The sequence below is a fragment of the Shewanella sp. T24-MNA-CIBAN-0130 genome, assembly GCF_040310185.1.
Lineage (GTDB): Bacteria > Pseudomonadota > Gammaproteobacteria > Enterobacterales > Shewanellaceae > Shewanella > Shewanella psychromarinicola.
Window position 1 is genome coordinate 125,733 of the sequence record NZ_JBEOPP010000006.1, and the last position, 25,238, is coordinate 150,970.

16 protein-coding genes are annotated in these 25,238 nt (G+C 43.9%); 4 read left to right on the plus strand and 12 right to left on the minus strand.

Going from position 1 to position 25,238, the window contains the following annotated elements; genetic code table 11:
* Nucleotides 1-153: 153 nt before the first annotated feature.
* The 8 genes from recD to rmuC form a co-directional block, all read right to left on the minus strand.
* Nucleotides 154-2,235 (minus strand): exodeoxyribonuclease V subunit alpha, encoded by a 2,082-nt coding sequence (recD, locus tag AAEZ02_RS04230; protein WP_351074774.1) that lies wholly within the window; start codon nt 2,233-2,235, stop codon nt 154-156.
* Nucleotides 2,229-6,074, minus strand: a complete 3,846-nt coding sequence (locus AAEZ02_RS04235; protein ID WP_351122076.1) for a UvrD-helicase domain-containing protein — start codon at nt 6,072-6,074, stop codon at nt 2,229-2,231. The genes recD and AAEZ02_RS04235 overlap by 7 nt, the downstream gene beginning before the upstream one ends.
* Nucleotides 6,074-9,829 (minus strand): exodeoxyribonuclease V subunit gamma, encoded by a 3,756-nt coding sequence (recC, locus tag AAEZ02_RS04240; RefSeq protein WP_351074770.1) that lies wholly within the window; start codon nt 9,827-9,829, stop codon nt 6,074-6,076. The genes AAEZ02_RS04235 and recC overlap by 1 nt, the downstream gene beginning before the upstream one ends.
* Before the next feature lie 103 nt (nt 9,830-9,932).
* The gene (locus AAEZ02_RS04245; RefSeq protein ID WP_351074768.1) at nt 9,933-11,984 is read right to left on the minus strand and encodes a transglutaminase TgpA family protein; all 2,052 of its coding nucleotides are present in this window, start codon (nt 11,982-11,984) and stop codon (nt 9,933-9,935) included.
* Nucleotides 11,981-13,099 carry a DUF58 domain-containing protein gene (locus tag AAEZ02_RS04250; protein WP_351074766.1) on the minus strand — a complete coding sequence of 373 codons (1,119 nt, stop codon included), beginning with the start codon at nt 13,097-13,099 and terminating at the stop codon, nt 11,981-11,983. Before AAEZ02_RS04250 ends, AAEZ02_RS04245 begins: the two co-directional genes overlap by 4 nt.
* A 14-nt stretch (nt 13,100-13,113) precedes the next feature.
* The gene (locus AAEZ02_RS04255) at nt 13,114-14,025 is read right to left on the minus strand and encodes an AAA family ATPase (protein WP_101030369.1); all 912 of its coding nucleotides are present in this window, start codon (nt 14,023-14,025) and stop codon (nt 13,114-13,116) included.
* 293 nt (nt 14,026-14,318) lie between these two features.
* Complete coding sequence (locus AAEZ02_RS04260; RefSeq protein ID WP_124014194.1) at nt 14,319-16,247, minus strand: transglycosylase SLT domain-containing protein; 1,929 nt, start codon at nt 16,245-16,247, stop codon at nt 14,319-14,321.
* Between the two features lie 154 nt (nt 16,248-16,401).
* Entirely contained in the window at nt 16,402-17,898 is a 1,497-nt protein-coding gene (gene rmuC / locus AAEZ02_RS04265) for a DNA recombination protein RmuC (protein WP_124014193.1), read from the minus strand.
* A 355-nt stretch (nt 17,899-18,253) separates the two neighbouring features.
* Here rmuC and msrP point away from each other — a divergent pair, with 355 nt between their 5' ends.
* Together msrP and msrQ are read left to right on the plus strand one after the other, a co-directional pair.
* A complete protein-coding gene (gene msrP, locus AAEZ02_RS04270; protein WP_124014192.1) occupies nt 18,254-19,291 on the plus strand; it encodes a protein-methionine-sulfoxide reductase catalytic subunit MsrP in 1,038 nt (345 codons plus the stop codon).
* On the plus strand, nt 19,291-19,896 hold the full coding sequence (gene msrQ / locus AAEZ02_RS04275) for a protein-methionine-sulfoxide reductase heme-binding subunit MsrQ (protein ID WP_124014191.1): 606 nt from the start codon (nt 19,291-19,293) through the stop codon (nt 19,894-19,896). Before msrP ends, msrQ begins: the two co-directional genes overlap by 1 nt.
* A 12-nt stretch (nt 19,897-19,908) precedes the next feature.
* Here the strand turns inward: msrQ and AAEZ02_RS04280 are convergent, their stop codons facing one another.
* Entirely contained in the window at nt 19,909-20,238 is a 330-nt protein-coding gene (locus AAEZ02_RS04280) for a hypothetical protein (protein WP_101030374.1), read from the minus strand.
* Nucleotides 20,239-20,558: 320 nt separating this feature from the next.
* Here AAEZ02_RS04280 and AAEZ02_RS04285 point away from each other — a divergent pair, with 320 nt between their 5' ends.
* Nucleotides 20,559-21,023 (plus strand): lysozyme inhibitor LprI family protein, encoded by a 465-nt coding sequence (locus AAEZ02_RS04285; RefSeq protein ID WP_351122080.1) that lies wholly within the window; start codon nt 20,559-20,561, stop codon nt 21,021-21,023.
* Nucleotides 21,024-21,076: 53 nt separating this feature from the next.
* On the opposite strand, the gene AAEZ02_RS04290 is transcribed toward AAEZ02_RS04285, so the two are convergent.
* From AAEZ02_RS04290 to AAEZ02_RS04300, 3 genes are all read right to left on the minus strand, one after another.
* On the minus strand, nt 21,077-21,253 hold the full coding sequence (locus AAEZ02_RS04290; RefSeq protein WP_124014189.1) for a DUF6435 family protein: 177 nt from the start codon (nt 21,251-21,253) through the stop codon (nt 21,077-21,079).
* A gap of 309 nt (nt 21,254-21,562) precedes the next feature.
* Nucleotides 21,563-21,739, minus strand: coding sequence for a hypothetical protein (locus AAEZ02_RS04295; protein ID WP_351122083.1), 177 nt, complete (start codon nt 21,737-21,739; stop codon nt 21,563-21,565).
* The gene (locus tag AAEZ02_RS04300) at nt 21,711-22,916 is read right to left on the minus strand and encodes an MFS transporter (RefSeq protein WP_124014187.1); all 1,206 of its coding nucleotides are present in this window, start codon (nt 22,914-22,916) and stop codon (nt 21,711-21,713) included. The genes AAEZ02_RS04295 and AAEZ02_RS04300 overlap by 29 nt, the downstream gene beginning before the upstream one ends.
* A gap of 538 nt (nt 22,917-23,454) precedes the next feature.
* On the opposite strand from AAEZ02_RS04300, the gene AAEZ02_RS04305 reads away from it, so the two are divergent.
* Complete coding sequence (locus tag AAEZ02_RS04305) at nt 23,455-25,161, plus strand: AMP-binding protein (protein ID WP_124014186.1); 1,707 nt, start codon at nt 23,455-23,457, stop codon at nt 25,159-25,161.
* Nucleotides 25,162-25,238 lie beyond the last annotated feature (77 nt).

Sequence of the window (25,238 nt, forward strand, 5' to 3'; positions counted from 1 at the left end):
CTGTTATCCGTCATTCGGTTTGACTTGCCGCTACAAAGATTGATTGTATGACGAAAAACCCAGTCTGAATAGTAAACCTGCGTGTTAGCCCAACAACACGCGTTGTAGCATTACTCTTCCCCCAAATTACTCCCGCAAACGCTCTCCACACAATCAGCCCCACAATCTCCAAGCTAACCCCGATGCTCGCGATGTGGCTTGTTTGCTGGCTTTTTCAAATATCATGTTAGTGCCTAAACAATAGAAATGGTTCTTTGCGCGGGTGATGGCGGTGTAAAGCAGTTCTTTACTGAGTAACTGCCATTGGGCTGGGCTGGGCTTATGGGGTAACACAAAACTGACCTTATCAAACTCGCTGCCTTGGCTCTTATGTACTGTCATGGCATAGCAAGTGTCGTGGCTCGGTAAGCGTGCCGGTAATACTTTGAGCAAGCTGCCATCAGCCATCACAAAGTGGGCCATTAAGCGACTCGGCTTAGTGCTGTCTTGCAAGATTAAGCCAATATCGCCATTAAATAAGCCTAAGTTGTAATCGTTACTTTGAATAATGATTGGTCGACCTAAATAGAATTCATGGTGTGGATTAATCAGTTTGGTCTGTTTAAGGCTGTCGGTGATGGCGATGTTCATCCCTTCGACACCAAACTCACCCGCGCGCATGGCGCACAACACCCGATAGTGATTGAAGCTGTCGATGATGGTTTGTTCTGAATGGGGCAATGTTATGACACTGTCTTGTACATCCGCTTGATCCAACATCGTCTGCTGATTTATCCTTTGCTGATTTTCTTGCACCAAACTTAGATACTCACCATAAGCTTGTACCGATAAGGTCAATAACGCTTGTTTGCCGCTGTTATCGCCCAGGGCGTTATGTTGATGCTCAAACCAGTTTAATTCGGCATGTTTTTGTAGCCATACTTGGCGAATTGCATTCACATTAGATTGATTGACCGCACTCGCTAATAGCCCAATCCCCCGATCGCCTTTAAAACGATGGCTGTGCATCAGCATGCATAAACTATCACCAATCTTAGGTTGTGGATCAATAAACTGGCTAACATCTTGTTGGGTTAATTGCTCAATTAGTTTGGCTTGCGCTGCGCTGTAGCGCATTGACCACGGTGATGAGTTTGCTTGGTTAGAATGTTGTTTTAAGCCAACACAAATATCGGCTAACACTGCGCCAGCTTCTACTGATGCTAATTGGTCTTGGTCGCCTAGTAATATCAAGCGGCCATGAGGCGGCAGGGCACTAAGTAGTTTATACATCATAGGTAAGTCGACCATTGATGCCTCATCGACAACCAATAAATCTAACCGCAGTGGATTATGTTGATGATGCCTAAATTGATGCGAGTTGGGGATCACTCCCAGTAATCGATGCAATGTTGAGGCGTCTTCTGGAATTTGTTTTAGCGAATCGATTAATATCTTCGCCAATGCTGGGTAGGTGACTTGGGTTAGCTCTTGCAATAAACGCTGTTTTGACGCCTTGATAGACTCACTCAGCCTTGCTGCTGCTTTGCCTGTGGGCGCGACCAAACGGATTGTTAGCGCCGATTGGGTCAACAGTAACAGTAATAATTTAGTCACTGTGGTGGTTTTACCGGTTCCCGGGCCGCCAGTGATCACCGCTAATGCCTTGACTAATGCAGTGGCAGTGGCGATTTTTTGCCAGTTAAATTGACTGTTATGGCTGTTTTCTGCGGTAAATAAGCACTCGATCAGTTGCGGCAGGTTGGTGTTATCGACGGTGCTGTTATTAACGTTGATGTCAATCGGTTGATTGGCCAGTTGGGTTAACTTAGCGGCCACTTGAGTTTCAAAGAAATGGTACTTGTTTAAATATAAGCGCCCATGCTCAAAAATCATCGGGGTGTTATCGCCCGGCTGACCTACAGCGTCGAATAAACATATTTGCTCAATCAATTGTTGATGGTTGAGTTTGATAGCGCAATTGATCTCAGCGTGACGATGGCTATCTTCTGCCATGGGGTTGCCTAAATCAATTTGATCAACGACTAAACAACTGTGCTGATTAGACAATTGCTGGCTGAGCAAGGCGCAAATGAGTAAAAACAGCTGCGATTGTGCTTCGGTAATGCTTGGGTCGTTATTGATGGTTTCAATGTTGGCCAGCTCTAGCGCAAAATGCCTATCGAGCGCAGTAATGAGTCGCTGCTGTTGCCAAAGGTCGAGTAACTGCGTGATCGGGTGGCTGAGCATTAACATGATGATGTCTCCGGGGCTCGATTGTCTGTCTGATCTGAAAATAAGCGGTCGAGTTGTTCGATTAATGCTTGCGGTGGTTTGTCGTAAAATACTCCAGCACCTGGGTGCTGTGGATGCATACCGCGTAAAAACAGATAATAACAGCCGCCAATATGCTGCTGATAATTATAGTCTGGTAATCTGAGCGACAAGTAGCGATGCAGCGCCAAGGTATAGAGGATGTATTGTAAATTGTAGCGATGACTATCAATGGCTTTAGCCATTGCCGAGTGAGTGTAATCGCTATATTTATCACCCAAATGATTGGACTTATAATCGGCAATATAAAATTGTCCTTGGTGTTCAAAGGTTAAATCGATAAAGCCTTTTAGCATGCCTTTTAAGGTGTCAAAGTCGAGTCCGCCGACATAACCGTGCTGCTGCAAAAGGTGATTTAGTTTCGCTGCCGGTAAGGTTGAAATCGGTAAGTAGAACTCCATTTCGACCATTTTTTGCTGCATGCCTAATTGGCTCAATGTCACCGCCGAAGTGGGTTGATCTTGGCTATTATCGACAACAGACAGTGACGCATCCTCTGACGCTGACGCGGTAATTAATGGCGCGGAAAACGATGGCGGAATAAATAGTGGCGCGGTTAATATTTGCTGATACCAAGTGGTTAACGGTTGTTGCCAAAGGGTTTCATCAAAACCATATTGTTTCATGGCTTTAGCCAGTGCTGGTGGCAGTTCGCTGTCGGCTAGAGTGAAATCAAACAGTTCTAACACTAGATGCATAAAACTACCGGCATTGGCGCCACGCTCGAAACTAAAGCGATCCAGTACCGGTTCGGTGATAACGTCATCTTGCAACTGTAATTGAATTAACTCATCACTGAAATCTTCATCATCGGCGCCGGGCGCGACTCTTTCATGTGGCAAATGTTTGACTAAGCCTGAATAACTGCCGACCCGCCAAGCTAGGCTCTTTGCTCGAGTCACTTTTTTGGCCATTAAGGCGTCATTATTATCATTGATATCTGCGAGTACTGAATCGTCAATATCGCTGGTTAAACATTGCACACTCATCGCCGGTAAGGTCGCAATCGCATTCACTCTGGCTTGAATAAGGGCAAAGTCAGTTTTCTTGTCGGTAATACCCAATAAATAACCGATACCGGTTTCATGCAACTGGCTGCTGATCCCAGCCTTTAACTGGCGGCTTTGGTTGGCAATATACACATAACACACGTAAACCGGTCGAGTTAACGCCACATACAGCAGGCGTAAATCTTCGGCGAGGGTTTCTTGTTTCAGTTGCTCCCAGCCTTCGTCGGTGGCGTCGACATCCCAAATAAGCTGCTCATTTTTATGGTACATCATCGGTGCTGGGCGTTTTTTATTGCCACGGGCTAAGCTGACAAACGGCACAAAGCACACTGGATACTCTAGGCCCTTACTCTTATGAATGGTGACAATTTGCACCAAGTTCTGTTCGCTTTCTAAGCGCAGTTGCTGCTCATCACCACCATTGTTACCAATCAGTTGTTGCTCGTACCAGTTAATAAGCGCGCTGCTGCCATCGAGTTCAGTGGCTTTTTGCTGCAGTAATTCGGCTAAATGCCTAAAGTCGGTTAAGCGTCTTTCACCCGATGCTTTTAAATCTGCTGAGTTGTCTTCATCAGCATCATTGAAGTTACTGTCAATGCTAATGTAATGGTCATCAACATCGATGGCCTCGGAGGTTAATGATTGCGACAAATAGCGGTGGATCAGTTGGGTTTCGCTGGCAAAGTTAAGCAGCGCTGGCATTACGCCGCGCTGTTGCCACAACTGATGCCAATGTAGAAATTGATCTAATACGTGCTGACGTTGCTCTTCATTCTGATTAAATTGATGAATGCGTTGGGCATTAAAACCGACCAGTTCGGTGGCGAGTGCGGCGCGGATAGCGCGTTCATCTTTGGGCGTGGCTAATGCGTACAGTAGAATCGCCATTTCACGGGCTTCAATGGTGTTAAATACACTGTCCCGGCTTAAAAATACTGCGCCAATTTTACGGGCTGATAACGCGGCTTTCATTACTGCGGCTTCATTACGGTCGCGCACTAATATAGCAATATCTTTAGCGATTAACGGCTCGCCTGGATGATCTAGGCTTGCATGGACTTTACATAACCCTTGTTGTGCTTCGGTGAGTAAGCGCTTTATTTCACTGGCCGCATCAGCGGCTAAGCGCTGCCTTGCGGTGGTTTTATTTAGGCCGTTAACATCGTCTTCTGCTAATAAGCGGATCCGCAGAGCTGCGGGATTTGGCTTAGCTTCGCTAAGGTGTTTATTGGCCGCCGATGAGGGTGTTTTGACACTATCATAAGGAATGGCTTGGCTAATAAAAGGATCGTCATGTTGGCTGAATAACTGATTAACCCCATTAACTAACTGAGTCGATGAGCGGTAATTAGTATCAAGATTATAATGCGCTTGAGTTTGTTGGCGCGCGGCAATATAGGTATAAATGTCAGCGCCACGAAAAGCATAAATAGCCTGTTTGGGATCGCCAATCATTAATAAGCTTAAGTGACCTTTAGGCGTATCATTTTGTTGAGCCTTAGCAGACGTATCTGGGGTTAACTCAAGTTGTGAGGCTAACGGCTGCTGATACACCTGATTGAAAATAGTAAATTGCAGTGGGTCGGTGTCTTGGAATTCATCAATTAACGCCACCGGAAACCGCTTAGCAATGGCATGGGCGAGGGTGATTGGATTTTGGCTTAGCGCCATGGCTAAGCTGAGCAACAGATCATCTGGGGTCATTAAGTTGCGTTGCTGTTTTTGGCCGGCAAAACGCTGACGTATTCCCTCACGGGCACGCACTAAAAACGACGGGATCAGCTCGTTAATCAGTTCCAGTAAACGCTCAATATGATCCAGTAATGGCGCTTCAGTTGCCGTCGGGATCACGCCACCTTTGTTGAGCTTTAGCTCGGACAATGCTAACTGTTCAAGCGCTTTTAATGGCGGTAATCCCTGGCCAAATTTAACCCAGTTAGTCACGCTGTCAAACAGTTGGCTAAGCTTAGGGTAGCCGTCGGCGGCTTTACCAAAACGTTGGCCGTTTAAGGGTAACGATTGTAATAATTCCAGCGTGTTGTCGTGCAGGCTTTGCCAAAGTAAGGTAAAGCGGCTGATGCTTTGGCTTAGCTGTTGTTGCAGTTTTTCAAAGGCTGGTGGTTGTTTTGATAGCACAGCTTGGCTGGCACCTAATAATGGTCGCAGCTTTTGGGCTAAAACATCGGGTTCTGCAAACACATCACTAATGGCTTGGGCCAAAAAGGGTGGCAATGGATAACAGACTTCACGCCAGAAATCGCGCACCGCATGGTGTAAAAACTCACTGTCATCGAGAGTAAACTCTGACTCAAATAACAATGATGATTCAAATGCCATGTCGGACAACACCCGTTGGCAAAAGGCATGAATGGTGAAAATAGCCGCTTCATCTAACGACTTTAAGGCTAAATCTAAGCGTCTTAAGGCTATTGGGCGCTGAGCCTCTGAGGTGTCTTGGTAAAGTTGTTCAATAAAGTCATCATTAACGGCTAAGCCTAAAAAACGCTTAAACGCTAAGTTAATCCGTTTGCGAATACGGTCTCGCAGCTCTTCGGTGGCGGCGTTGGTGAAGGTGACTACCAAAATTTGCTCACAACTTAACGGCGATTGCTCACCGTGACCGAGTAACAAGCGTAAATATAAACCTGAAATAGTATAGGTTTTGCCGGTACCCGCACTGGCTTCAATTAAGCTGGAGCCGTTAAAAGGTAAGGTGAGGGCATTTAGCGGTGCGACGTTAATAGGCTCCATTATTGCGCTCCTTGTTGGGCTGCGCTGGAAATGAATTGCGCTTGAATGTCTACCGCTGTGCCACTGACAAAGGGTTCTAATTCCGCCAGTTTATCTTTGTGATATTGGCTTAACATGGGCTGCAGCAATTGGTTGGCTAACGCGCCAAATGTCGCTTCACCAAAGTCGTCTGGGAAATGAAATAACCGCTGGTTATGTGGATCGTGGCCTTCACCAAATTTATTTTGGCCATCATCCCATTTTTGCTGGGCTTTGAGCAGCTTTTCATCATGATCGCCTTCGGTTTCAACATAGGTAAAAGCTGTTTTAGGCATAAAACACAAGGGTTGAGCTTGGCCTTGAATAAAACCAGTGATAAAGCGCATCAATTGCGCTTTGGCTTGCTCGGCAGTAATTGGTGCAAAGGCATGAAAATGACCAATGTCGAGTAGGTAACTAAATTGATTTTTACCTAAGCCCGACGTTGACGAATTGGCCATAGCATTGATGCACAAATGGCGTAAGTATACTCGAATAAAATCCCGTCCGTGGGCTGTGCCTGGGCGGTAATTAACTAAACCTTTAGGCAAAATATCGTCAATACGCCCGGCAAGATTCACTCGCACCTTTGGTGCATGCTCTTGTGCTGGTAAATCCTGCACCAGTAGATCAAAGTTAACATCCACATGTAAAGTGTGCATGGCTTGTTGATCTTGTAAAAACTGCACCCGATTAATCAATGGCGATATATCGCGTAAATATTGGCTGATTAACAAGTCATCAAACGGCGCCATCGGCAGTTCACCACTGGTTTTGAGCTTGCTGAGCAACTCATTATCAGGGCTGTCGAGTTGGTGTTCAATGGCATTGTCGAGCATTCTTGATTGCAGTAAATAGCGCTCGAGTGCATTTAAGCTGAAGGGTTCGTCGTTGTCATCGGCTTGAATATTGAGCGACAAATCCACTTTTAAACTGCGGTTAAAGAAAAATTGCGCCGGATTACGATAAAAACGGATTAATGACGATAACTCAAGCTCGACCACTTTAATCCCTTCACTATTGATTTGAGTGTGGGCAAATACCTCATCGGCTTGTTCGACCGATAAAGGTAATGCTTGCTGGAAAAAGTGATTATTGATGGTCGCATTGGCTGGTGGCGGGCACCATTGGGCATTAAAACTGTGTTGTAATTTGCTTAAGCTATCGACAGTTTGTTGTGTGTCGCGAAACAGTTTAGCGTCAAAAGGTTGTAATGGTTGTGCTTGAATGAGCTGGGTTAATACGGCTTTGTCGGCGTCATCAAGGTTGATATCAGCTTGCTGTTCAAGCTGCTGCACCATTTTTTGCGGCAGGTAGCTTAGTTGGCAATATTCCACTAACTCAGAGACTAACATCGACGCAATACGCTCAGCGTTATCGCGTTCACTGTGGCCAATATAACTAATATACAGTTGCTCTCTGGCTGACAATAACGCCTCTAAAAACAGGTATCGGTCGTCTAATCGGCGCGAACGGTCACCTTTTTTAGGGCCAAAATGGGCCATTAAATCAAACCCGACAGGATGTTGTACCCGTGGATAGACGCCGTCATTCATGCCCAGCAAACACACCACCTTAAAGGGAATAGAGCGCATGGGCATTAAAGTACAAAAATTGACGCTGCCGGCAAGATAACGTTGGCCGACTCGGGATTCCGTTAAGCGTTGATTAAACCATTGTTTCAACACTTCGATATTCACTTGGCCTTGATGACCGGCACTGTCAAGTTCGGTGTCGAGGGTAACCAAGGCGTCGCGAATGGCTTGAATCTGCTCGCGTTCATCATCGTCGGTGTCGTAACAATCGGCTAGTAACTGCTGTAATTGCTCGAGGCGTTCAGTTGTACTGAAGTCGCTGGCAAATAACGTAAAATAGCGGTCAATGGTTTCTAAAAAGTTGAGCAGTTTACCTAATGCCTGTGATGACTGACCTTCAATGCCTTGTACCATTAAGGTGTCGCGGTAAATGTCGGCCTCGTCGTTAAAGGCGTAACCTAGGATTAAACGCTTAATGCCAAATGCCCATGAGTTTTGTGCAAAAGGTTGCACGCCTAATTGGCTGCGAGTTTGTTCACTGCGTCCCCAACGCACATTGGCATCATCTAACCAGCGGCGGATCAATGACAATTCGTCATCATCGAGTTGGAAGCGGCGCAAAATGGCTGGCACTTCTAAAATACCGATAATGTCCGTTAGGCCAAAGCGACTTTGATTGATGTTTAACAGGCTTAAAAAGCTATTAATTAATGGTGACTCTTGCGCCGCGCCTCGGTCGGCAATGGCATAGGGAATATAGTAGTCGCCTTTTTGCGGGTTTTTATCGGCAAAATACTGACTGTTGGCGGTGCCAAATACCGCATCAATATAGGGGGCATAAGCGGCCACATCGGGCATCATGATCACGATGTCTTTCGGGGTTAATTCACTATTGTTAGACAGTAACGCTAAAAGGTGATCATGTAAGGTTTCTACTTCTCGCAGGGCACTGTGGCAACTGCGCAGCGTAATCGAATCATCGCTGGGTAATAATTCACGGCGAGCATGAATATCTTGGTATAAATCTGCATTTGGCCCTAATGGCTGGCCAAGAGTTTCCATTTGTAGGATATCGTATTGCACCCCGTGCAGCAGGTTGTTGGGCTCGGGTTCCACATAACAATCGTAACCAAAGTCGGTATGTTCTGGCGGTAGGCCAAGCATTAAATCGAGCAGTTCACGGCCCATTTGACCATTATTGGCCAATATCGGGTTACCCACTTCTAGCTTGTCTTCCCAGTCTTGGTCGAGTTGTTTTTTGTTGGCGTATTGCAGTGCCATGCGAGCGCGGGTTTTAGGTTCAATAATGTCGCCCCAATAATGCTGGCAAGGGCTGAGTGATAACATAATAACGTCAATACGACTGGCCAAGTGGTACAAGACATCCAGCGTTTGCGGCGGCATGGAGGAAATACCAAACACGTATAATCGTGCGGGTAGCATGGATAAGTCAGTGTCTGGATTGGCTAAGGTTGCGATTAAGTCGGCATGCAAATTGGCGCGATGATAATGGCTGGCGTGTAAATGGTGTTGGTTATAGTCGATTAATGCCCGCCACAGGATCGGTTGCCATTGTTGGTTTTCATCTAATGTAAGGCGATTGTCTAGGCTCGATAATGGCTGGTTTTGCTCCCACGCTAAAATCCACTCGGGGCGATAGACTAAGTATTGGTCAAAAATATCGGCAATACGGCCACACAATTGAAACAGCTTAATCGCGTCATGTGACTGATTGAGTTGCAATAAGGCGTGGGTATTTGCTGTATGAACATCGGTATCAGTATTCGCGTCTACACCTACATCTGTATCAGCAACATCAGTTGATGCATCTATTGTGGTATCTACTTGCGGTGATAAGTATTGTTTTAGCGGACTAAAATCAGGGTTATCTAACAGACTGGGTAATAAGTCCATCAATTTCCACGTCATGGCGGCTTTGGTAAAGGCGTTATCTTTTGGCACATTAGGCAGCAAGTCATGGCACAACTGCCAGGTAAAACTTGATGGCAAAGGGAACGATAATGCGGCAGCGATACCATTGTGTTTAGCAATCTCTAAGCGTAGCCAAGTCGACATTCCCGGGCTTTGTACTAACACATGCTCACTGGCTAATAAACTGACGTTATCTAAGGGAATGGCCAATAGTTTGGCCAGTTGTTCAGATAACACTTCCATCTGATTAGATTGAATTAAAGTAAGCATGGGCAACCCGCTAATTTGAGATTAATTCATTCTATGGACTCTGTCTGAATTCATCAATCAAAACCGTTAATAATCAGAATGATTGCTGATGTTGTGCCCAACATCAGCGGCGCAGAAGTCGCAGCCGTAATCGACGGTATAACTGCTTAAATTGTTGCTGCCGTTGCTGTGCTTGTTGCACCGTGAGCGGTTGATATTTAAGTGCCACAAAGGCATTGCTTAAGGCTGTAAAGTCAGAGGCTATCTGAGGTGATAGGGCGCTTAAATGTGCGTTAACCGCTGCGGCGTAATCAGACGGGGCTTGGCCTTGTTGGCGGGCGATGCCTTTTTGAGCTAAGCGCTGACAAATGATCTGATAACGTTTATTAAGCGGGTCTTGTTGGCGGTCAACATTGAATAACCCCGCGTAGTAAGCAATCATCAGCGCGATGATCATAAAGCTGAAAATCATCAATAAAGCGATTTTACTGCTACTCACATCACCCAATAATCTTGCTAACACTTGCTGTTTTCGTTGTTCGTCAAAGCCTAGCACCCACACGCTCCAATAATAATCGACACTGGCAAGCTGTTGACGCAACTCGTTTAACCATGGGTATTGCTTCATGTGCAGAGAACTAAAAGGACTGTCTTGTAAGTAGCTGCTTTGGCTGTCAAAGGTGGCATCAAAACCATCGAGTATTCGTTGCGGTGCGATCATCGCGGTAGGATCAAAGCGTTGCCAACCTAGGCCTTCAAACCAGACTTCGGTCCAAGCATGGGCCATGTATTGATAAACGCTATAGTAACCCGCTTTAGCATTGTACTCGCCGCCTTGATAACCCGTTACCATCCTAGTTGGAATACCACTAGCGCGCGCCATAAATACCATTGCAGAGGCGTAATGGGCACAAAATCCGGCCCGGTTTTCAAACATAAAATCATCTATTTGCTGCTCACCGACACTGGGTGGACTTAACGTGTAGTAATAGGCTTGCACGGCAAAGTAATTCATCATGGCATTGATGCGCGCCTGTGGGTCGGGATAATCTTTGGCAAATTGTAAGCCGAGTTTGCGTGTTTTCGGGTTGCTATTGGACGGCAACGTGAGGTTTATCAGTTTGGTATTGCGGTCGAGTTTGGGGTCCATAATGAGATCTGGATATGACGTCACCCGATAACTCATACGTTGATCGACAGGTCTTAATGAAAACAAACGATAATCTGCTAATTCAACCACGAGATCATTTTCGCTAAACGCTTCATCTAAACCATACAACCATTTTTGATGACTGGGTTCGCTAATGACCACATAGTTAATTTTCCTACTCATATCATTAGCGCTAGGTGCTTGACGTTCGGGCTGTTGAAAATAGGCCTGATGCTGTACCTGCTGAATACTGGGGTCTTGGCGCCAGGTTTTGCCATCATAATTTTCCATCACCAAGGTGCGCCAGTAGAGATCTTTATTGGCCGGACCTAAGGTACTGCCGTCTGGGTTTTCAAAACCGGCTCGAAAAGCTAATTCAGCAGAGCGGGTTAACTTGCTAATGTCACCAAAGGAGACTTCATCGGATAAACCCGTTGTGGCGGCTTTCATGTTCGGTACTAACCACAGTGGGCTTAACCGTGGAAATACCACAAATAGCAAGATGGCTAATGGCAAACTCTGCAGCACCAATTTAAGGCTAAAACTGAGGTTGGCGGCTTTATTCGACTTATCCTGGTAAACACTGATTAACACCCCGGTATTGAGTACTGTTACCGCCAACAAGTGCAAGGTATTAAGCATGCTTTGCTGATCAAGCAAGGTCAGCGCGATTAGAAAATAGCCCACTAAGACAATGGCTTTAACGTCTCGGAGTTCCCGCATTTCAATGTATTTTAACGCATAACCTAGGATTAATAAGTTAACCAGCGCATTGAGTAACCCTATTTCACTGGACACCAATGCGAGAGTAATGGCGGCGCCAATAGCTAAGGAGGTCACCAGTATTTTGGGTGGTGCGGCCACTTTACCGAGAAAAATCCCGACTCGCCAAATAAAGCAAATGGCACAAATGCCAAGACTCCATAACGTAGCTTGTTCATGCAAGGGACTGAGGATGGCGACATTGGTGATTAATAACCAAAATAAGGTATTACGACTAATAATAGTATCAAAGTTATCGGTCATAATGGCTCACCTACTGACGACTTTGTCACATGACTTGGACTAAAATCTGGATTCATATTCGTGGGTAAATGATAAGTCCCAATGGCTGTTTGGCAGGCCACTCGGTGTGCTTCGCCTGTTTGCTGGTTGATGATATGTTCATCCAGTATTAAGCCAAATATTTGTTGGGATTGGCTTAGCTTATCAACTTGCCATGCTAATTTACTGAGCTTGTGTTCAATGTTATTCCCCGACGTATTGGCTAATGTTAACCACACAGGTAGCCCTTCAGGTTCAGCAAATTCTTTGGTTAACATCCCTTTGTCTTGAGCCCATTGTTTCCACGCGACTTGTTTGAGTGATTCGCCTGGAATATAGCTGCGTAAGCCTTTGTAGTCGTCAACGCCTGGATGCAATTTGCCGTGTTCATATTGTGTGTCATTGTCGCTGATGTGGCTTGCCAGTTTGATATCACACACTTCTGGTTTGGCGAAAATAACATGATGAATGTCTAAGTCGACATAGGACCAGGCGCGGCATAATCCTAACGGGAAGTACGATGAGACTTTGATCCGTCCCGGATTTAATCGACCGCGTTTGGTGTGTTCAAACACTACGGTTGCAATGGTTTGTTCTTGCATTCTCTTCACGCGAGCATGGCGCTGATGGCTAAATTGCAAGCAAATCTGCTGGTGGGTGGTATCGGGATTATCTTGTCGAGTATGGCCGGTTAACATGATCGGGAATGGCATACTGTCATCAGCGTAGGCATGTGGCGGCGTGACGGCCTTGAAGGTTAATCCTGCTAAATTTTTGTAACTGTAAATAATGCAGGTATGGAACACACTGGCGAGTAATAAGCTTAAGCCAATCACTAAGTTGTTTTGATAATTGGTGCCAAATAAATACAGTAAGACGATCAATCCAAGCCAAAACAGACCAAAACCACTGGGTAAGATAAAAATGCCTTTATGGCTGAGGGTAACTTGTTTTTGCGGTGGCAGACGTTTACTTATCCATCTTGACCAGCGTTGTGTCAACCATGAGGGTGTTAGGCGACTTAATCGAGATGGCTTGAACGCGCCACTAGCATCATGTGGTGAAGCATGCTTTTTTGCTGTTGTCGATTTAGCCATGAGAGCCAGTACCGTTAACGTATGGGGTTGACGCTGGCGAGTATGGTGTCAGACAAAGCTTGGCCTTGAAATTGACTACTGCTGCGAATGCGATGTTCGGCAACCGAGGCAAATACCGCCTGAATATCTTCGGGTACCACGTACTGGCGCTGATGAATAAAGGCCCATGCTTTGGCTGCTTGTAATAGGGCAATACTGGCTCGTGGCGATAAACCGTTGGCGGTATTGTGTTGACGAGAAAAATCCACCAAGGCAATTAAATAATTAAGTACCGCATCAGAAGCTGACACTTGGGCCACTTGTTGTTGCAACAACATCAGCTCTTGCGGGGTTAAACATTGCGATAATGATGCCGGTTTACTGGCTTGGGTGTGCGACTTTAACATGGCTAACTCGGCTTCGGCGCTGGGATAGCCGATGGAGATCCGCATCATAAACCGGTCAAGTTGCGACTCGGGTAAAGGGAAAGTACCCGCTTGATCAACCGGATTTTGGGTCGCAATAACAAAAAACGGTGAGCTAAGTGGGTGGGTGATCCCATCAATGGTAATTTGTTGTTCTGCCATGGCTTCGAGTAAAGCACTTTGGGTTTTAGGGCTAGCGCGGTTAATTTCATCAGCCAGTAACATTTGATTAAACACCGGGCCTTTGTGAAATATAAACTGTTGTTGCTCTTTACTGTAGATGGATACTCCAAGAATATCAGCAGGTAACATATCACTGGTAAATTGGATCCGCTGATAACTCATGCCTAAACTGCTGGCAATGCCTTGGGATAAACTGGTTTTACCCATGCCAGGTAAATCTTCAATCAGTAAGTGACCTTTGGCGAGGATACAAGCGACGGCAAGTTTGATTTGCTCAGGTTTACCTAGCAAAACTTGGCTCAGTTGATTGAGTAATGTTTGGATATTTGATTGCGACACGAAAACTCCAACTTTTAGTCATGAACCATTATCGGTTGATTATTGATTATTGATTATTGATTATTGATTATCGATTACTGTATCTAGTGATGGTTTGTCGTTATCGCTTAGCGTTATGGTTTCTCGTTACCGGATCAGCATAAGCGTAATGGGTTAAATCGCAAATGATTATCAACAATTATTGAGTCAGCGGAGAATGGTGATCATACGTTACCCCTGCGACTTGTGTTAAGTAATAATAGCCGCCACGTTGTGGCGGCTATTATTACTAACGACGAGTAAACTGGTCATTATTAATAACGATGGCTGAACTCTTTTGAGCTAAACATCCCCAAACTTGGATTATCTTTGTGTTGAAAAATCATTCTGTAACTGAGCACCGCTTGCACATATTCACGGGTTTCAGTGTATGGAATTGTTTCAATAAAGCTCATCACATCTAAGCTTCCTTTAGAGACTTTTAACCAGCGTCGAACACTCCCGGGACCGGCATTATAAGCTGCCGTTGCGAGCACCCTATTTTGATCAAACTGTTTAAGTAATTCACTGTAATACGCACTGCCCAACATAATGTTCACTTTAGGGTCGTACAGGTCTTTTATGCCATTAAATCGTATTTTGTTCTTTGTAGCGGTTTGCTTGGCGGTGGCGGGCATTAATTGCATTAACCCCCTGGCACCCACACCTGAAGTCGCATAAGGATAGAATGCACTTTCTCGACGAGAAATCGCCCGGATCTCGTCAATGTTTACCGTGAACTTTTTACTGGCTTTGACAAATTCATCATTGGCGGCTTTAGGAAAACGTAAGGCTAATGAATTCCATAATTGCCCTTGAATGCTCGATTCGACACTAAAAGCATGCCAGCCGTTATTTAAGGCCAATAGGCCATATTGTGCCTTCATTTCGCTGTTGTGGCGGCGCATTAAATAGAGCCATTCGTTACGGGCATCAATCTGTTTATCTAAGGCCATTAATTCAATCACGCGAGCAAGCCCTGGGTCTTGGTGTAACCTGGCTTGCAACTCGGGGTTGGGTGCCAAATTATCATCATTCATCGCCAGAGGTTTACCTAAGGCTTCAGCGGCATTAAAACCGTAAAAATTACGTTGGCCACTTAAGCTTGACTGTAATTTTATCGCCGCTGTTTTGTCGTGGCGAGAGGTCATCTTAGCTTGCCAATATTGCCAGCGCGGATCGGCTTTACCTTGATCGCTCAGCAAGGCTAAATACTTCTCTACGGTAGTAAAGTCTTGCTCACCAATGGCCCAACGTAAGCGAATTTCGTATAGGTCATCAGATTTAATTAAGGGCAGCATGGTATCAATGTGTGACACCAGTTTTTCATCTTGCTTAATTAATGCTCGGCGGACTAAATAGCGATTAAGTTGGCGCCCTTCAACGTCGGTGAAACGATTGGTTTTTTGGTATTTAACATATAATTTAATCGCTTGATGTAAATCTTTGAGTGCCAGTTTACGCAATCCGGCATCGACAATATCACCTATGATCGGTTTAGAACTGGCAAATTTTTTCATATGACGCAAACGATTGGGATCGCGATAAACAGACAATAATAACTTGGCTTCGTCATCATGTTGGGTGACTTTTTGCGATAAATAACTCAGCAAACTAGATTGCCCTGCATTAAAACTCAGCAGCATACGGGCCCAGAGGAGTTCTTGTGTGCGGTAGCCCGCTTTAGTCCATTGGTTAATCACGGCATCACATTCTTTTGGACGTGAGTAACCATGAACCCATAAACGTTCTATCCCCTTGTATGCCATAGTGTTATTACCTGCATCAAGTTGTGCTTGGTAATAATAACACTGTAGACGTACATCATTAGGCGTGTCTGGGGATATCACCAGAAAGTCTTGCCAATGTTGTTTGTTCCCCGCATGGAGCAGGTATCGATAACGGGCGTTATTGTATAACGGGGTGGTATCAAATTGGTTAATTGAATTCAGTGCCGTTTGCCCAGAAGATCGCACTATGCTATCGATATTAGCGTGGTAATCGAGGTAAACCGTTAACGGATAATCGGCTAATTTTTGACGTAATGCTTGATACTTGTCGAGTTGATTGTTATCCAGTGCTTGACGAGCATCGAGATAGTTTTGCTGTTGCGATGTCAATGCATGAGCTTGGCCGAAAAAGGCCAATGATGTACAGAGTAATAATGCGCCAGTAATAAAAGTGTTTGCCCAAGTGTTACGCATTTAAATGTGAATCTCCGCCTCAGTATTTCATTTGCTACTAAGTGTTTGTGATAAGTGTTTGTGATAAGTGTTTGCGTTAAGAGTTTGTTGTACGTGTTTTGTCACTATTAGGCTTGTTGATTAAATAAAGATTAATAATTACTCCTGCTAGCCGTTAAATATTTTGTTGATGGGTTTCGGCTGACTCATCTAGTGCACGGTTAAGCAATTGTTTGTCTAACTGTTTGCTGGTGTCGACTCCAAATTGCTGCATCTGATGCGCTTGTCTAATGACATTGCCTTTGCCTGACGATAATTTTGCCATGGCACTTTGATAGCTTTTATCTGCCGTATCTAAGGCGCGACCGAGCTTTTCCATATCTTCAAGATAACCACATAATTTGTCATAAATGCGGCTTGCTTGCTTGGCAATATTTTGTGCATTTTGATTTTGATATTCATAACGCCATATATTATTGATAGTGCGTAAGGCCACCAGTAAATTGGTAGGACTGACGAGCATAATATTTTGTTCAAGCGCGAAATTGACTAAGCTTGGATCGTATTCAATGGCCAGTAAAAAGGCGGGCTCAATTGGGATAAACATAAGCACATAGTCCAAACTCTTGAGGCCGTGCAGCTTATGATAATCTTTTTGGCTTAGGCCTTTAATGTGCTGCCTAATCGACAGTGCGTGTTCTTTTATGGCTTGATCTCGAATGTCTTTATCTTCGCTATTAAAGTAACGTTCATAGCTGACTAGCGACATTTTTGCATCGATCACTACGTCTTTTTGCTCGGGTAAATGCACGATAACATCGGGTTTAAAGCGCTTACCATTGTCGTCTTTTAAATCTTGTTGTGTTTGGTACTCATGGCCTTCGCGCAAACCACTTTCTTGTAATACGCGATCTAAAATGACTTCGCCCCAATTACCTTGCTGCTTGTTGTCACCTTTAAGTGCATTAGTCAGGTTAATGGCGTCTTGGCTCATTTTTAAATTAAGATCACGTAAATTATCTAATTGATGTTTTAACGCGCTACGTTCAGATTGTTCATGAGTATATGACTCTTGAATTTGACGTCTGAAGCCTTCTAATTGCTGCTTTAACGGCCCGATTACGCCGTCTATTTGTGAGACATTTTGTTGTTTAAAGCTTTCACTGCGCTCTTCAAAAATTCGATTGGCCAGGTTTTCAAATTGCAGTTTAAGGCGCTCTTCTGCTGACTCGAGTAGAACAATTTTATCTTGTAATGACTTTTGCTCTGTTTCTGCTTTGACCAAAATGGTTTGTTGCACAGCGTTCGACTTGGCTAAATTGAGTTGGGATTCCATTAAACGATGCTGGCTATCGACCATTTGTTGCTCGACGACATTAACCCGATCGGCTTTGGTTTCTGCGCGAGACAGTTGAGCAATCAGTTCTTCTATCTTATGTTGCAGATGATTACTGTGATCGATTTTATCATCGAGCTTATCTTGTAACCTCGACATCTCAATATGCACTTCATTAAGTTGTTGAAGTGTTTGTTGTTCATGTTGAAGTTTTAGCTGCTCCCATCGTTTACGAGTTAATCGTTGATTGATGAGGGCGCCAATTAAAAAGGCAAGGAACGCGACAGCAATCAGAGCTGCAATTTGAGGGGGAGTTAACGACACTGCAAAAGGCATAACAATAACCGATAGAAGATAATGGTTAAGGGTCGCACGGCTAATAAACGCCTGCAAGGGGCAAAACAAGGATTGGATGAAATATTGTTGTTAATGATTAAATTTAAATCTACCTGTAACTTGAGTTCGTATCAACTGTCATTATGGCGGCGGTTATTGTGCTATTTTACTGACAAATTATGACCAAATCTGCTTTTGGCGGTTTTTAATAGTATGTTGAATTAACAAGATCAATACGTTGAATTAAAAACAGCAATACGTTGAAATAAAAAACCAATGTAACCTGTCTATTGAGAGATGAAGAGCAGATTTTGGTCTCGATAGGCTGTCGACAAACATTTATAAGAGGTGATTTATGGCGGGTAATAAACGCTTTACTAAAGGCATACTTAAACGGGCTCCTTGGCATCTTGCCGATAATCAAGTTACACCTGAATCGGTATTTAATGATCGCCGTAATATCGTTAAAGCCTTAGGTTTAGGGGCGTTAGGGGCCAGTTTGCCGGGGCAAGTTCAGGCGGGTATTTTTGATCTATTTGGTGAACAACAAGCCAAAAATCCCTTTACTACTCAAGGCCTACAATACGCAACACCGGCAAAGTTTGTATTGCCAAGTCCTAAAACACCAGAAGATAAAATCACTCGTCATAATAATTTCTATGAATTTGGTAATAGTAAGTCGGATCCTTATGACAATGCCCAAGGTTTTAAGGTTGATCCTTGGACGTTAACCATTGACGGCTTGGTCGATAAACCCATCACCTTAGATTTAAATGAACTGACGACACGTTTTGCTCTGGAAGAACGCACTTATCGCCTACGCTGTGTTGAAGCGTGGTCTATGGTAGTCCCTTGGGTGGGTTTTTCGTTAGCCAGTTTACTCAAACAAGCCGGCGTGCAAAGTAATGCAACTCATATCGCTTTTGAGACCTTGTTTGATCCTGAGCAAATGCCAGGGCAAAAGAGTCGCTTAATGGGGGGCGGGATCCATTATCCGTATGTTGAAGGCTTAACGGTTGCCGAAGCGATGAATGATTTATCGTTTTTAGCGGTAGGCTTGTACGGTAAAACGTTGCCGCCACAAAATGGTGCTCCAATCCGCTTAGTCGTGCCTTGGAAATATGGTTTTAAAAGTATCAAGTCTATTGTGCGTATTCGGGTGATGGATAAACAACCTCCGACAAGCTGGAATCAATTGGCCTCAAGTGAGTATGGTTTTTACGCTAATGTAAACCCAGAGGTGGATCATCCTCGTTGGTCGCAAGCCTCTGAGCGCAGCATCGGAGAAGGCGGCTTATTCTCTGCTAAGCGTATTCCGACCCAAATGTTCAATGGTTATGCTGATTCAGTGGCCGATTTATATAAAAATATCGATCTGAGGAAGTTTTACTAATGCGCATAAGTCCTCGAGGACTGTTTTGGTTAAAGGTGTTATTGCATATTAGCTTTTTATTGCCCGCCTTTTATCTGGTGACATTAGTGTTAACTGACAATGCGGGTGGCGATCCGGTGCAGTATATTATTCATTATACCGGTATGGGCGCGATTAATAGTTTATTAGCCACGTTATTGATTTCACCCATCGCCAAACGTTTTAAGATAGCGGCGCTAATGCAAACTCGCCGTTTGGTGGGCTTGTATGTGTGTGCTTACGCACTATTGCATATTAGTGCTTTTATTAGCTTAGATTTGCTGTTTGCGTGGGGATTATTGTTTGAGGAGGTGATCAAGCGGCCTTATATCTTAGTCGGCGCAGCAACATTAATTATTATTGTATCACTGGCGTTAACCTCGCCTAATGCTATCAAACGACGTTTGGGAAAGCGCTGGCAGTCATTGCACAATTGGGTTTATCTGGCTGCCATATTGGCACCGATCCATTTTTATTGGTCGGTAAAGTCAGAGATTATTGAACCCAGCATCTATATTGTTTTATTTGCCGCGCTATTGGTTTACCGCAAAGACAGTATTTATAAATGGTTGAAACCGAATAAATAACCTACGTTATTACTAACGGCGCAATTTTTGATTGAGGCCGTTGGTTGAAAATGCCGCAAACACCGTAAATATCATGACTGATACCATGATTATGGCCAATCTTAACCAAGGCTGTTCGAGTGCAATGCGCATATCGATGAAATTGAACGTGGTTACTGCCCACACAAATATCACGCTGATCAGTAAGCCTATCTTGAGTAATGTGTATACAAATGAATGTTTAATAAACATCAACAAGGGCAAACTTATGGCGATAATGGCCAATATATGCTGATCAAAGCGTAAAAAATGGGCGCCCAATAATAGGTAAGCCAAGCTGATAATGGTTACTCGCCACCACATGCCAATTCTCCTCAATAACGCGTAATAACAAATGTAATTATTAACGTAACAACTCGCGCAATCATTAAGAAAATCACTAGCGCAACAGCTGACGTTGACCTGTGCAGCATAACGTTAAATGAATGGCTATTCTTGATTGTGGTTCACAGATCACTTAATTACCTCTGCTCGGGGTAATAAAGGACCATCAAACCGCTCTTTGTCCTGCTATCTGCGTTGATTTGCAAGCGGCACGCTATTGACGCGTCAATGTACCTTGTGAGTAAAAAAATGCTAAGTTTGATATGACATAGGTTGAAAGACTGTAAGGAGTATTATCAATGAAACAATATATCATCCTAGTATTACTGGGTTGCACTATGGTGTTAAGTGGCGGGGGTTGGGCGCAAGAAACTGACTATCAAGCAAGTGTGCATCAAGAAACAGGCCATGAAGTAGCGGTTGACTGTAGTAATCCGATTAACACCCTTGAAATTAATGACTGTGCTAGGCAGCAAGCCGATGATGCACAAGTAATATTGGACAAGTATATGGCTAAAGCCAATGAGCAATATCATGATTATCCAAAGGCGCTTGAAGCACTACATCTGTCTCAACGAGACTGGCTGCCATATCGAGAGTCTTATTGTCATGCTATCTATGAGTTATGGCGAGATGGGACTATAAGAGGTGCAATGTACCATGGATGTATGCTGCAACTTACTGTGCAGCGCACTCATAATATTTGGCAACATTATTTAACGTATATGGACTCCAGTGAGCCTATATTACCCGAGCCAAAATAATGATCTCCAATAAGTGGGTAATGGCTCCCGAATTCAGATAATAACTGTGACGATTATTTACTTGCAGCCTCTAGTGTGACTATTTTAGCCCAAATCTGTTCCGATTCTGCGGTTAGCAGAGAATAGGTCTTTATATCGCCTTTACGCTGTGCTTGCATGGCTTGCTCCAGTATTGAATCATAGCTTTTACGTAATTTTTTGACTGGATCTGGCTTTAAAAATGAAAACATTGTTTGGCTCTTTGTGATGGCTAATAGCATCAGATACGAAGTAACTGAGGTTATAGCCCATTATAATTAACGGTTTTCTACTGGATTTTGCTATTTATGCAAAGATGGTTTGCTGTTTGTTCGGTCAATAAATTCCCCATAATTAGCCAAGCTGTGGGAGATGTAGACTGATGACATGCATTATGAACGCAACACTTTTCAAAACACTTTTTAACTGCTTATATTGGCTAATGTAAGCTTTCTCCTTGTTGTATTATTCTACCTTGGCGTGAGTCTTCAGCCGCCAAGGTAAATCATTTTCTAATGGGATTATATTGGCCCATTCAGCATGTCGGCGATGACATTTTCATCTACAATGTTATCGCCAATGAAGTAGATAATGTCATCTACAAGGTCATCTATAATGTCATCTACAAGGTCATCTACACTGTGATCTACAATGTCAGCAATAAGGTGATTAAGCAGGGCATTGCTGCAATTGGGCATTTTTCTTGCTCATTTGCAGATAACTTAACAGCCACATTATGAAGCCGCCAGTAAATAGCACCGCCGCAACATAACCCGTCTCGTTGGGTAATGCACCTTGTGCGATAACCATGCCGCCTACCCAAGGGCCGATGGCATTGGCGATGTTAAATGAACACTGCACCAAGGCACCTATCATGGCGTGGCCGTTTGGTGATACATCCATCAGTAAGGTTTGAATTAAGGTGGCTAAGCCTAAACTGCAGCCAATAAAGAAAATCACCGCATACAATAGCCAAATGTTATGGCTGGCACCGACGTAGGCAAGCGAAAATATAATCATACAAATTAAGGCTATGCCTGTGGTGTATAAAGCCGCACGATCGGCCGCTTTGCCTAATACATAGTTACCCAATGTACAACCAATACCAAACATCACCATCGCGATTGAAATTGTGTATGCCGGCGTTTGGGTGACCACTAAAATGGTGTCGGCAATATAAGTGTAAATACAAAATACGCCGCCAAAGCCAATAATCACAATACCTAGAATTGACCAGACCAATTTATTTTTCAACACGCCAAATTCATTGATTAAATTTGACGGCTGGCTGTTTTCTATTTTAGGGATCACTACATACACGCACGCCAGTGCAACTAAGGCCAGAGCTGATGCACCCGCCAAGCAATAGCGCCAGCTTAAATTTTGCCCAACTAAAGTGACAATTGGCACCCCGACGATAGTGGCTATGGTTAAGCCCATAAACACTTTGGATATATAGCTGGCGCGTTTATCTTGTGGGGCAATATCGGCGGCTAATAATATGGCCGCGCCAAAGTAAGCGCCATGGGGCAGGCCACTTAAAAAACGAAACACAATCAGCTGCTCAAGTGAGGTTGCCATTGCACTTAAGCCATTGGCGATAAACATTAATGTTAGAAAAATAACCAAGGCATGGCGTTTTTTCATGTTGGCCGTCGTCAGCATTAAAATCGGCGCCCCGACAACAACCCCTATCGCGTAAGCACTAATGGCATAACCGCTCTGTGACGGTGTTGAGGAAAATGTTTCGCTGATTAAGGGCAGCATTGGCATCATCGAAAACTCCGATAATCCCAATATAAATGTGCCTAAGGCTAATACCAGCAAAATGGCGCGAGTATTAAGTTGACTTGGTAACGTTGCCGCCGATGCCATAAAAATCCTGTTAGTGATAAGAGATAAATAGTGATAAGTACGACTTCACTACTGAGTACATGGCGATAGAGACAAGCACCATTTGGGCTTGAATGTTGCAGACAAACAAGAAGCTTTATCTGTCACACAAAAAGTGTCCGAATCGAGCTAAACATCATCGCAATAATAGTAATGTCGCGATTGATTGTTTTAGATTATCGACGGTAAGGTGAAAAAGTATGGGCGTTTATTCGATATTTAATCAAACGTTTTATAAATTAATTATTCATTTAAACAGATGGTTATGATTGTTTTTTTGTGATTTTTTTGATCTAATCAGTGGCTGTAATGTAATCATGTAGTTAATTAAAGCGGTTAATGCTGTTTAAAATGGATTATTGAAATATTCACGTTCTACAGTGTAACAAATCCCTTCCGTCGGCATCAATCTTTAGTCTAATACCGCCGTTTTTTACTTGTGAGTGACCCCATGTATTGGTTAGTTTGAATAAGACTAATCATAATATTCATTATAATAATAAATGCCATGGAGGCTTCAATGTTTATCCCGCCAAATCAAGCAACATTTCCACTAACGTTAAGTGAATATCATGGTGCCACTTCAACTACGCTGATTGATAACACCATTGGCCAATATTTTGATGATATTGCTAACACCTATCCAGATAATCTTGCCGTCGTCGTTCATCATCAAGATATCCGCTGGAACTATCGCCAGTATCAAGCAAAGATTGATGCACTTGCCACAGGCTTATTGAAACTAGGTATTCAGCCCGGGGATAGAGTAGGGATCTGGTCACCCAATAATATTGAGTGGTGTTTAACCCAATTTGCTACCGCTAAAATTGGTGCAATTATGGTGTGCATTAACCCAGCTTATCGCCCCGAAGAGTTAGAATACTCCCTGAATAATGTTGGCTGTCGCGCAGTGATTTGTGCCGATAAATTTAAGTCCAGTAATTACCTGCAAATGTTGAATGAGCTAGTGCCAGAATTAAGCAGCAATCTAGGTCACTTATCTGCTCGCGCATTACCCGAACTTGAGTTTGTGATCCGCATGGGGATTGACAAGACACCAGGCATGCTTAACTTTAACGATTTGCTGGTTGATGTTAACGCCGATGACCAACAAGCGTTAGCCACTATTGCTGATACACTCAACAGCCATGATTCGATTAATATTCAATTTACTTCTGGCACCACGGGTAGCCCTAAAGGCGCGACGCTATCGCATCATAATATTTTAAATAATGCCTATTTAGTGGCGGAGGCAATGAAGCTTACTCCTGTCGATAAATTGTGTATTCCTGTGCCGCTATATCATTGTTTTGGTATGGTATTAGGCAGCTTATCTTCTATTATTTACGCTTCAGCGGCTGTGTACCCAAGTGAGTCTTTTGATCCACTAACCACCTTGCAAATAGTGGCACAAGAGCGCTGCACCGCATTACATGGCGTGCCGACCATGTTTATTGCAGAGTTAGAACATCCACAATTTAACCAGTTTGACCTTAGCTCACTGCGCACTGGCATTATGGCTGGCGCCACTTGCCCCGAAGAAGTCATGCGACGAGTACAAGAACTGATGTACATGAAAGAGGTGCTGATTGGTTACGGACAAACCGAATGCAGCCCGTTAAACCACATTACTGAAATAGATTCTCCCATCGAAAAACAAGTGCTCACCGTTGGCCGAGCATTGCCACACACCGCAGTGAAAATTATCAATGAATTTGGCGACGTGGTTGCTATTGGTCAACCCGGTGAAGTGTGCAGTCGAGGCTACTGCATTATGCAAGGTTATTGGAATGACCCCGCTAAAACCGCTGCAACCATCGACAGTGCTGGTTGGTTACATTCGGGCGATATCGGTCAAATGGACGAGCTGGGTTATGTGCAAATTGTGGGTCGTATTAAAGACATGATCATCCGCGGCGGCGAGAATATTTACCCACGAGAAATTGAAGAAGAGCTCTACAGCCATAAGGACGTGCAAGACGCGGCAGTATTTGGCGTGCAAAGTGACAAATATGGTGAGGAGGTGTGCGCCTGGATTAAAGTTCGCGCCAATGCCGACATTACCGAAGACGATATTCGTCATTTTCTAACTGAAAAATTCGCCTATTTTAAAGTGCCGCGCTACATCAAGTTTGTCGACCAATACCCCATGACCGTCACTGGCAAAATTCAGAAATTTAAAATGCGTGAGTTAATGTACGAGGAGTTACATAAAGCGATAAATTAACATGCCTATGCATCTGACTCAGTTTTGGCCTATTCTTATAGTATAAATCAAGACTAGAAGTGAGATCTGCTATGAAA

Bases quoted from the DNA above. Each gene is read 5' to 3' on its own strand.
- recD (WP_351074774.1), bottom strand. From the start codon at position 2,235: ATGTTAATGCTCAGCCACCCGATCACGCAGTTACTCGACCTTTGGCAA.
- AAEZ02_RS04235 (WP_351122076.1), bottom strand. From the start codon at position 6,074: ATGGAGCCTATTAACGTCGCACCGCTAAATGCCCTCACCTTACCTTTT.
- recC (WP_351074770.1), bottom strand. From the start codon at position 9,829: ATGCTTACTTTAATTCAATCTAATCAGATGGAAGTGTTATCTGAACAA.
- AAEZ02_RS04245 (WP_351074768.1), bottom strand. From the start codon at position 11,984: ATGACCGATAACTTTGATACTATTATTAGTCGTAATACCTTATTTTGG.
- AAEZ02_RS04250 (WP_351074766.1), bottom strand. From the start codon at position 13,099: ATGGCTAAATCGACAACAGCAAAAAAGCATGCTTCACCACATGATGCT.
- AAEZ02_RS04260 (WP_124014194.1), bottom strand. From the start codon at position 16,247: ATGCGTAACACTTGGGCAAACACTTTTATTACTGGCGCATTATTACTC.
- rmuC (WP_124014193.1), bottom strand. From the start codon at position 17,898: ATGCCTTTTGCAGTGTCGTTAACTCCCCCTCAAATTGCAGCTCTGATT.
- msrP (WP_124014192.1), top strand. From the start codon at position 18,254: ATGGCGGGTAATAAACGCTTTACTAAAGGCATACTTAAACGGGCTCCT.
- msrQ (WP_124014191.1), top strand. From the start codon at position 19,291: ATGCGCATAAGTCCTCGAGGACTGTTTTGGTTAAAGGTGTTATTGCAT.
- AAEZ02_RS04280 (WP_101030374.1), bottom strand. From the start codon at position 20,238: ATGTGGTGGCGAGTAACCATTATCAGCTTGGCTTACCTATTATTGGGC.
- AAEZ02_RS04285 (WP_351122080.1), top strand. From the start codon at position 20,559: ATGAAACAATATATCATCCTAGTATTACTGGGTTGCACTATGGTGTTA.
- AAEZ02_RS04290 (WP_124014189.1), bottom strand. From the start codon at position 21,253: ATGTTTTCATTTTTAAAGCCAGATCCAGTCAAAAAATTACGTAAAAGC.
- AAEZ02_RS04295 (WP_351122083.1), bottom strand. From the start codon at position 21,739: ATGCCCAATTGCAGCAATGCCCTGCTTAATCACCTTATTGCTGACATT.
- AAEZ02_RS04300 (WP_124014187.1), bottom strand. From the start codon at position 22,916: ATGGCATCGGCGGCAACGTTACCAAGTCAACTTAATACTCGCGCCATT.
- AAEZ02_RS04305 (WP_124014186.1), top strand. From the start codon at position 23,455: ATGTTTATCCCGCCAAATCAAGCAACATTTCCACTAACGTTAAGTGAA.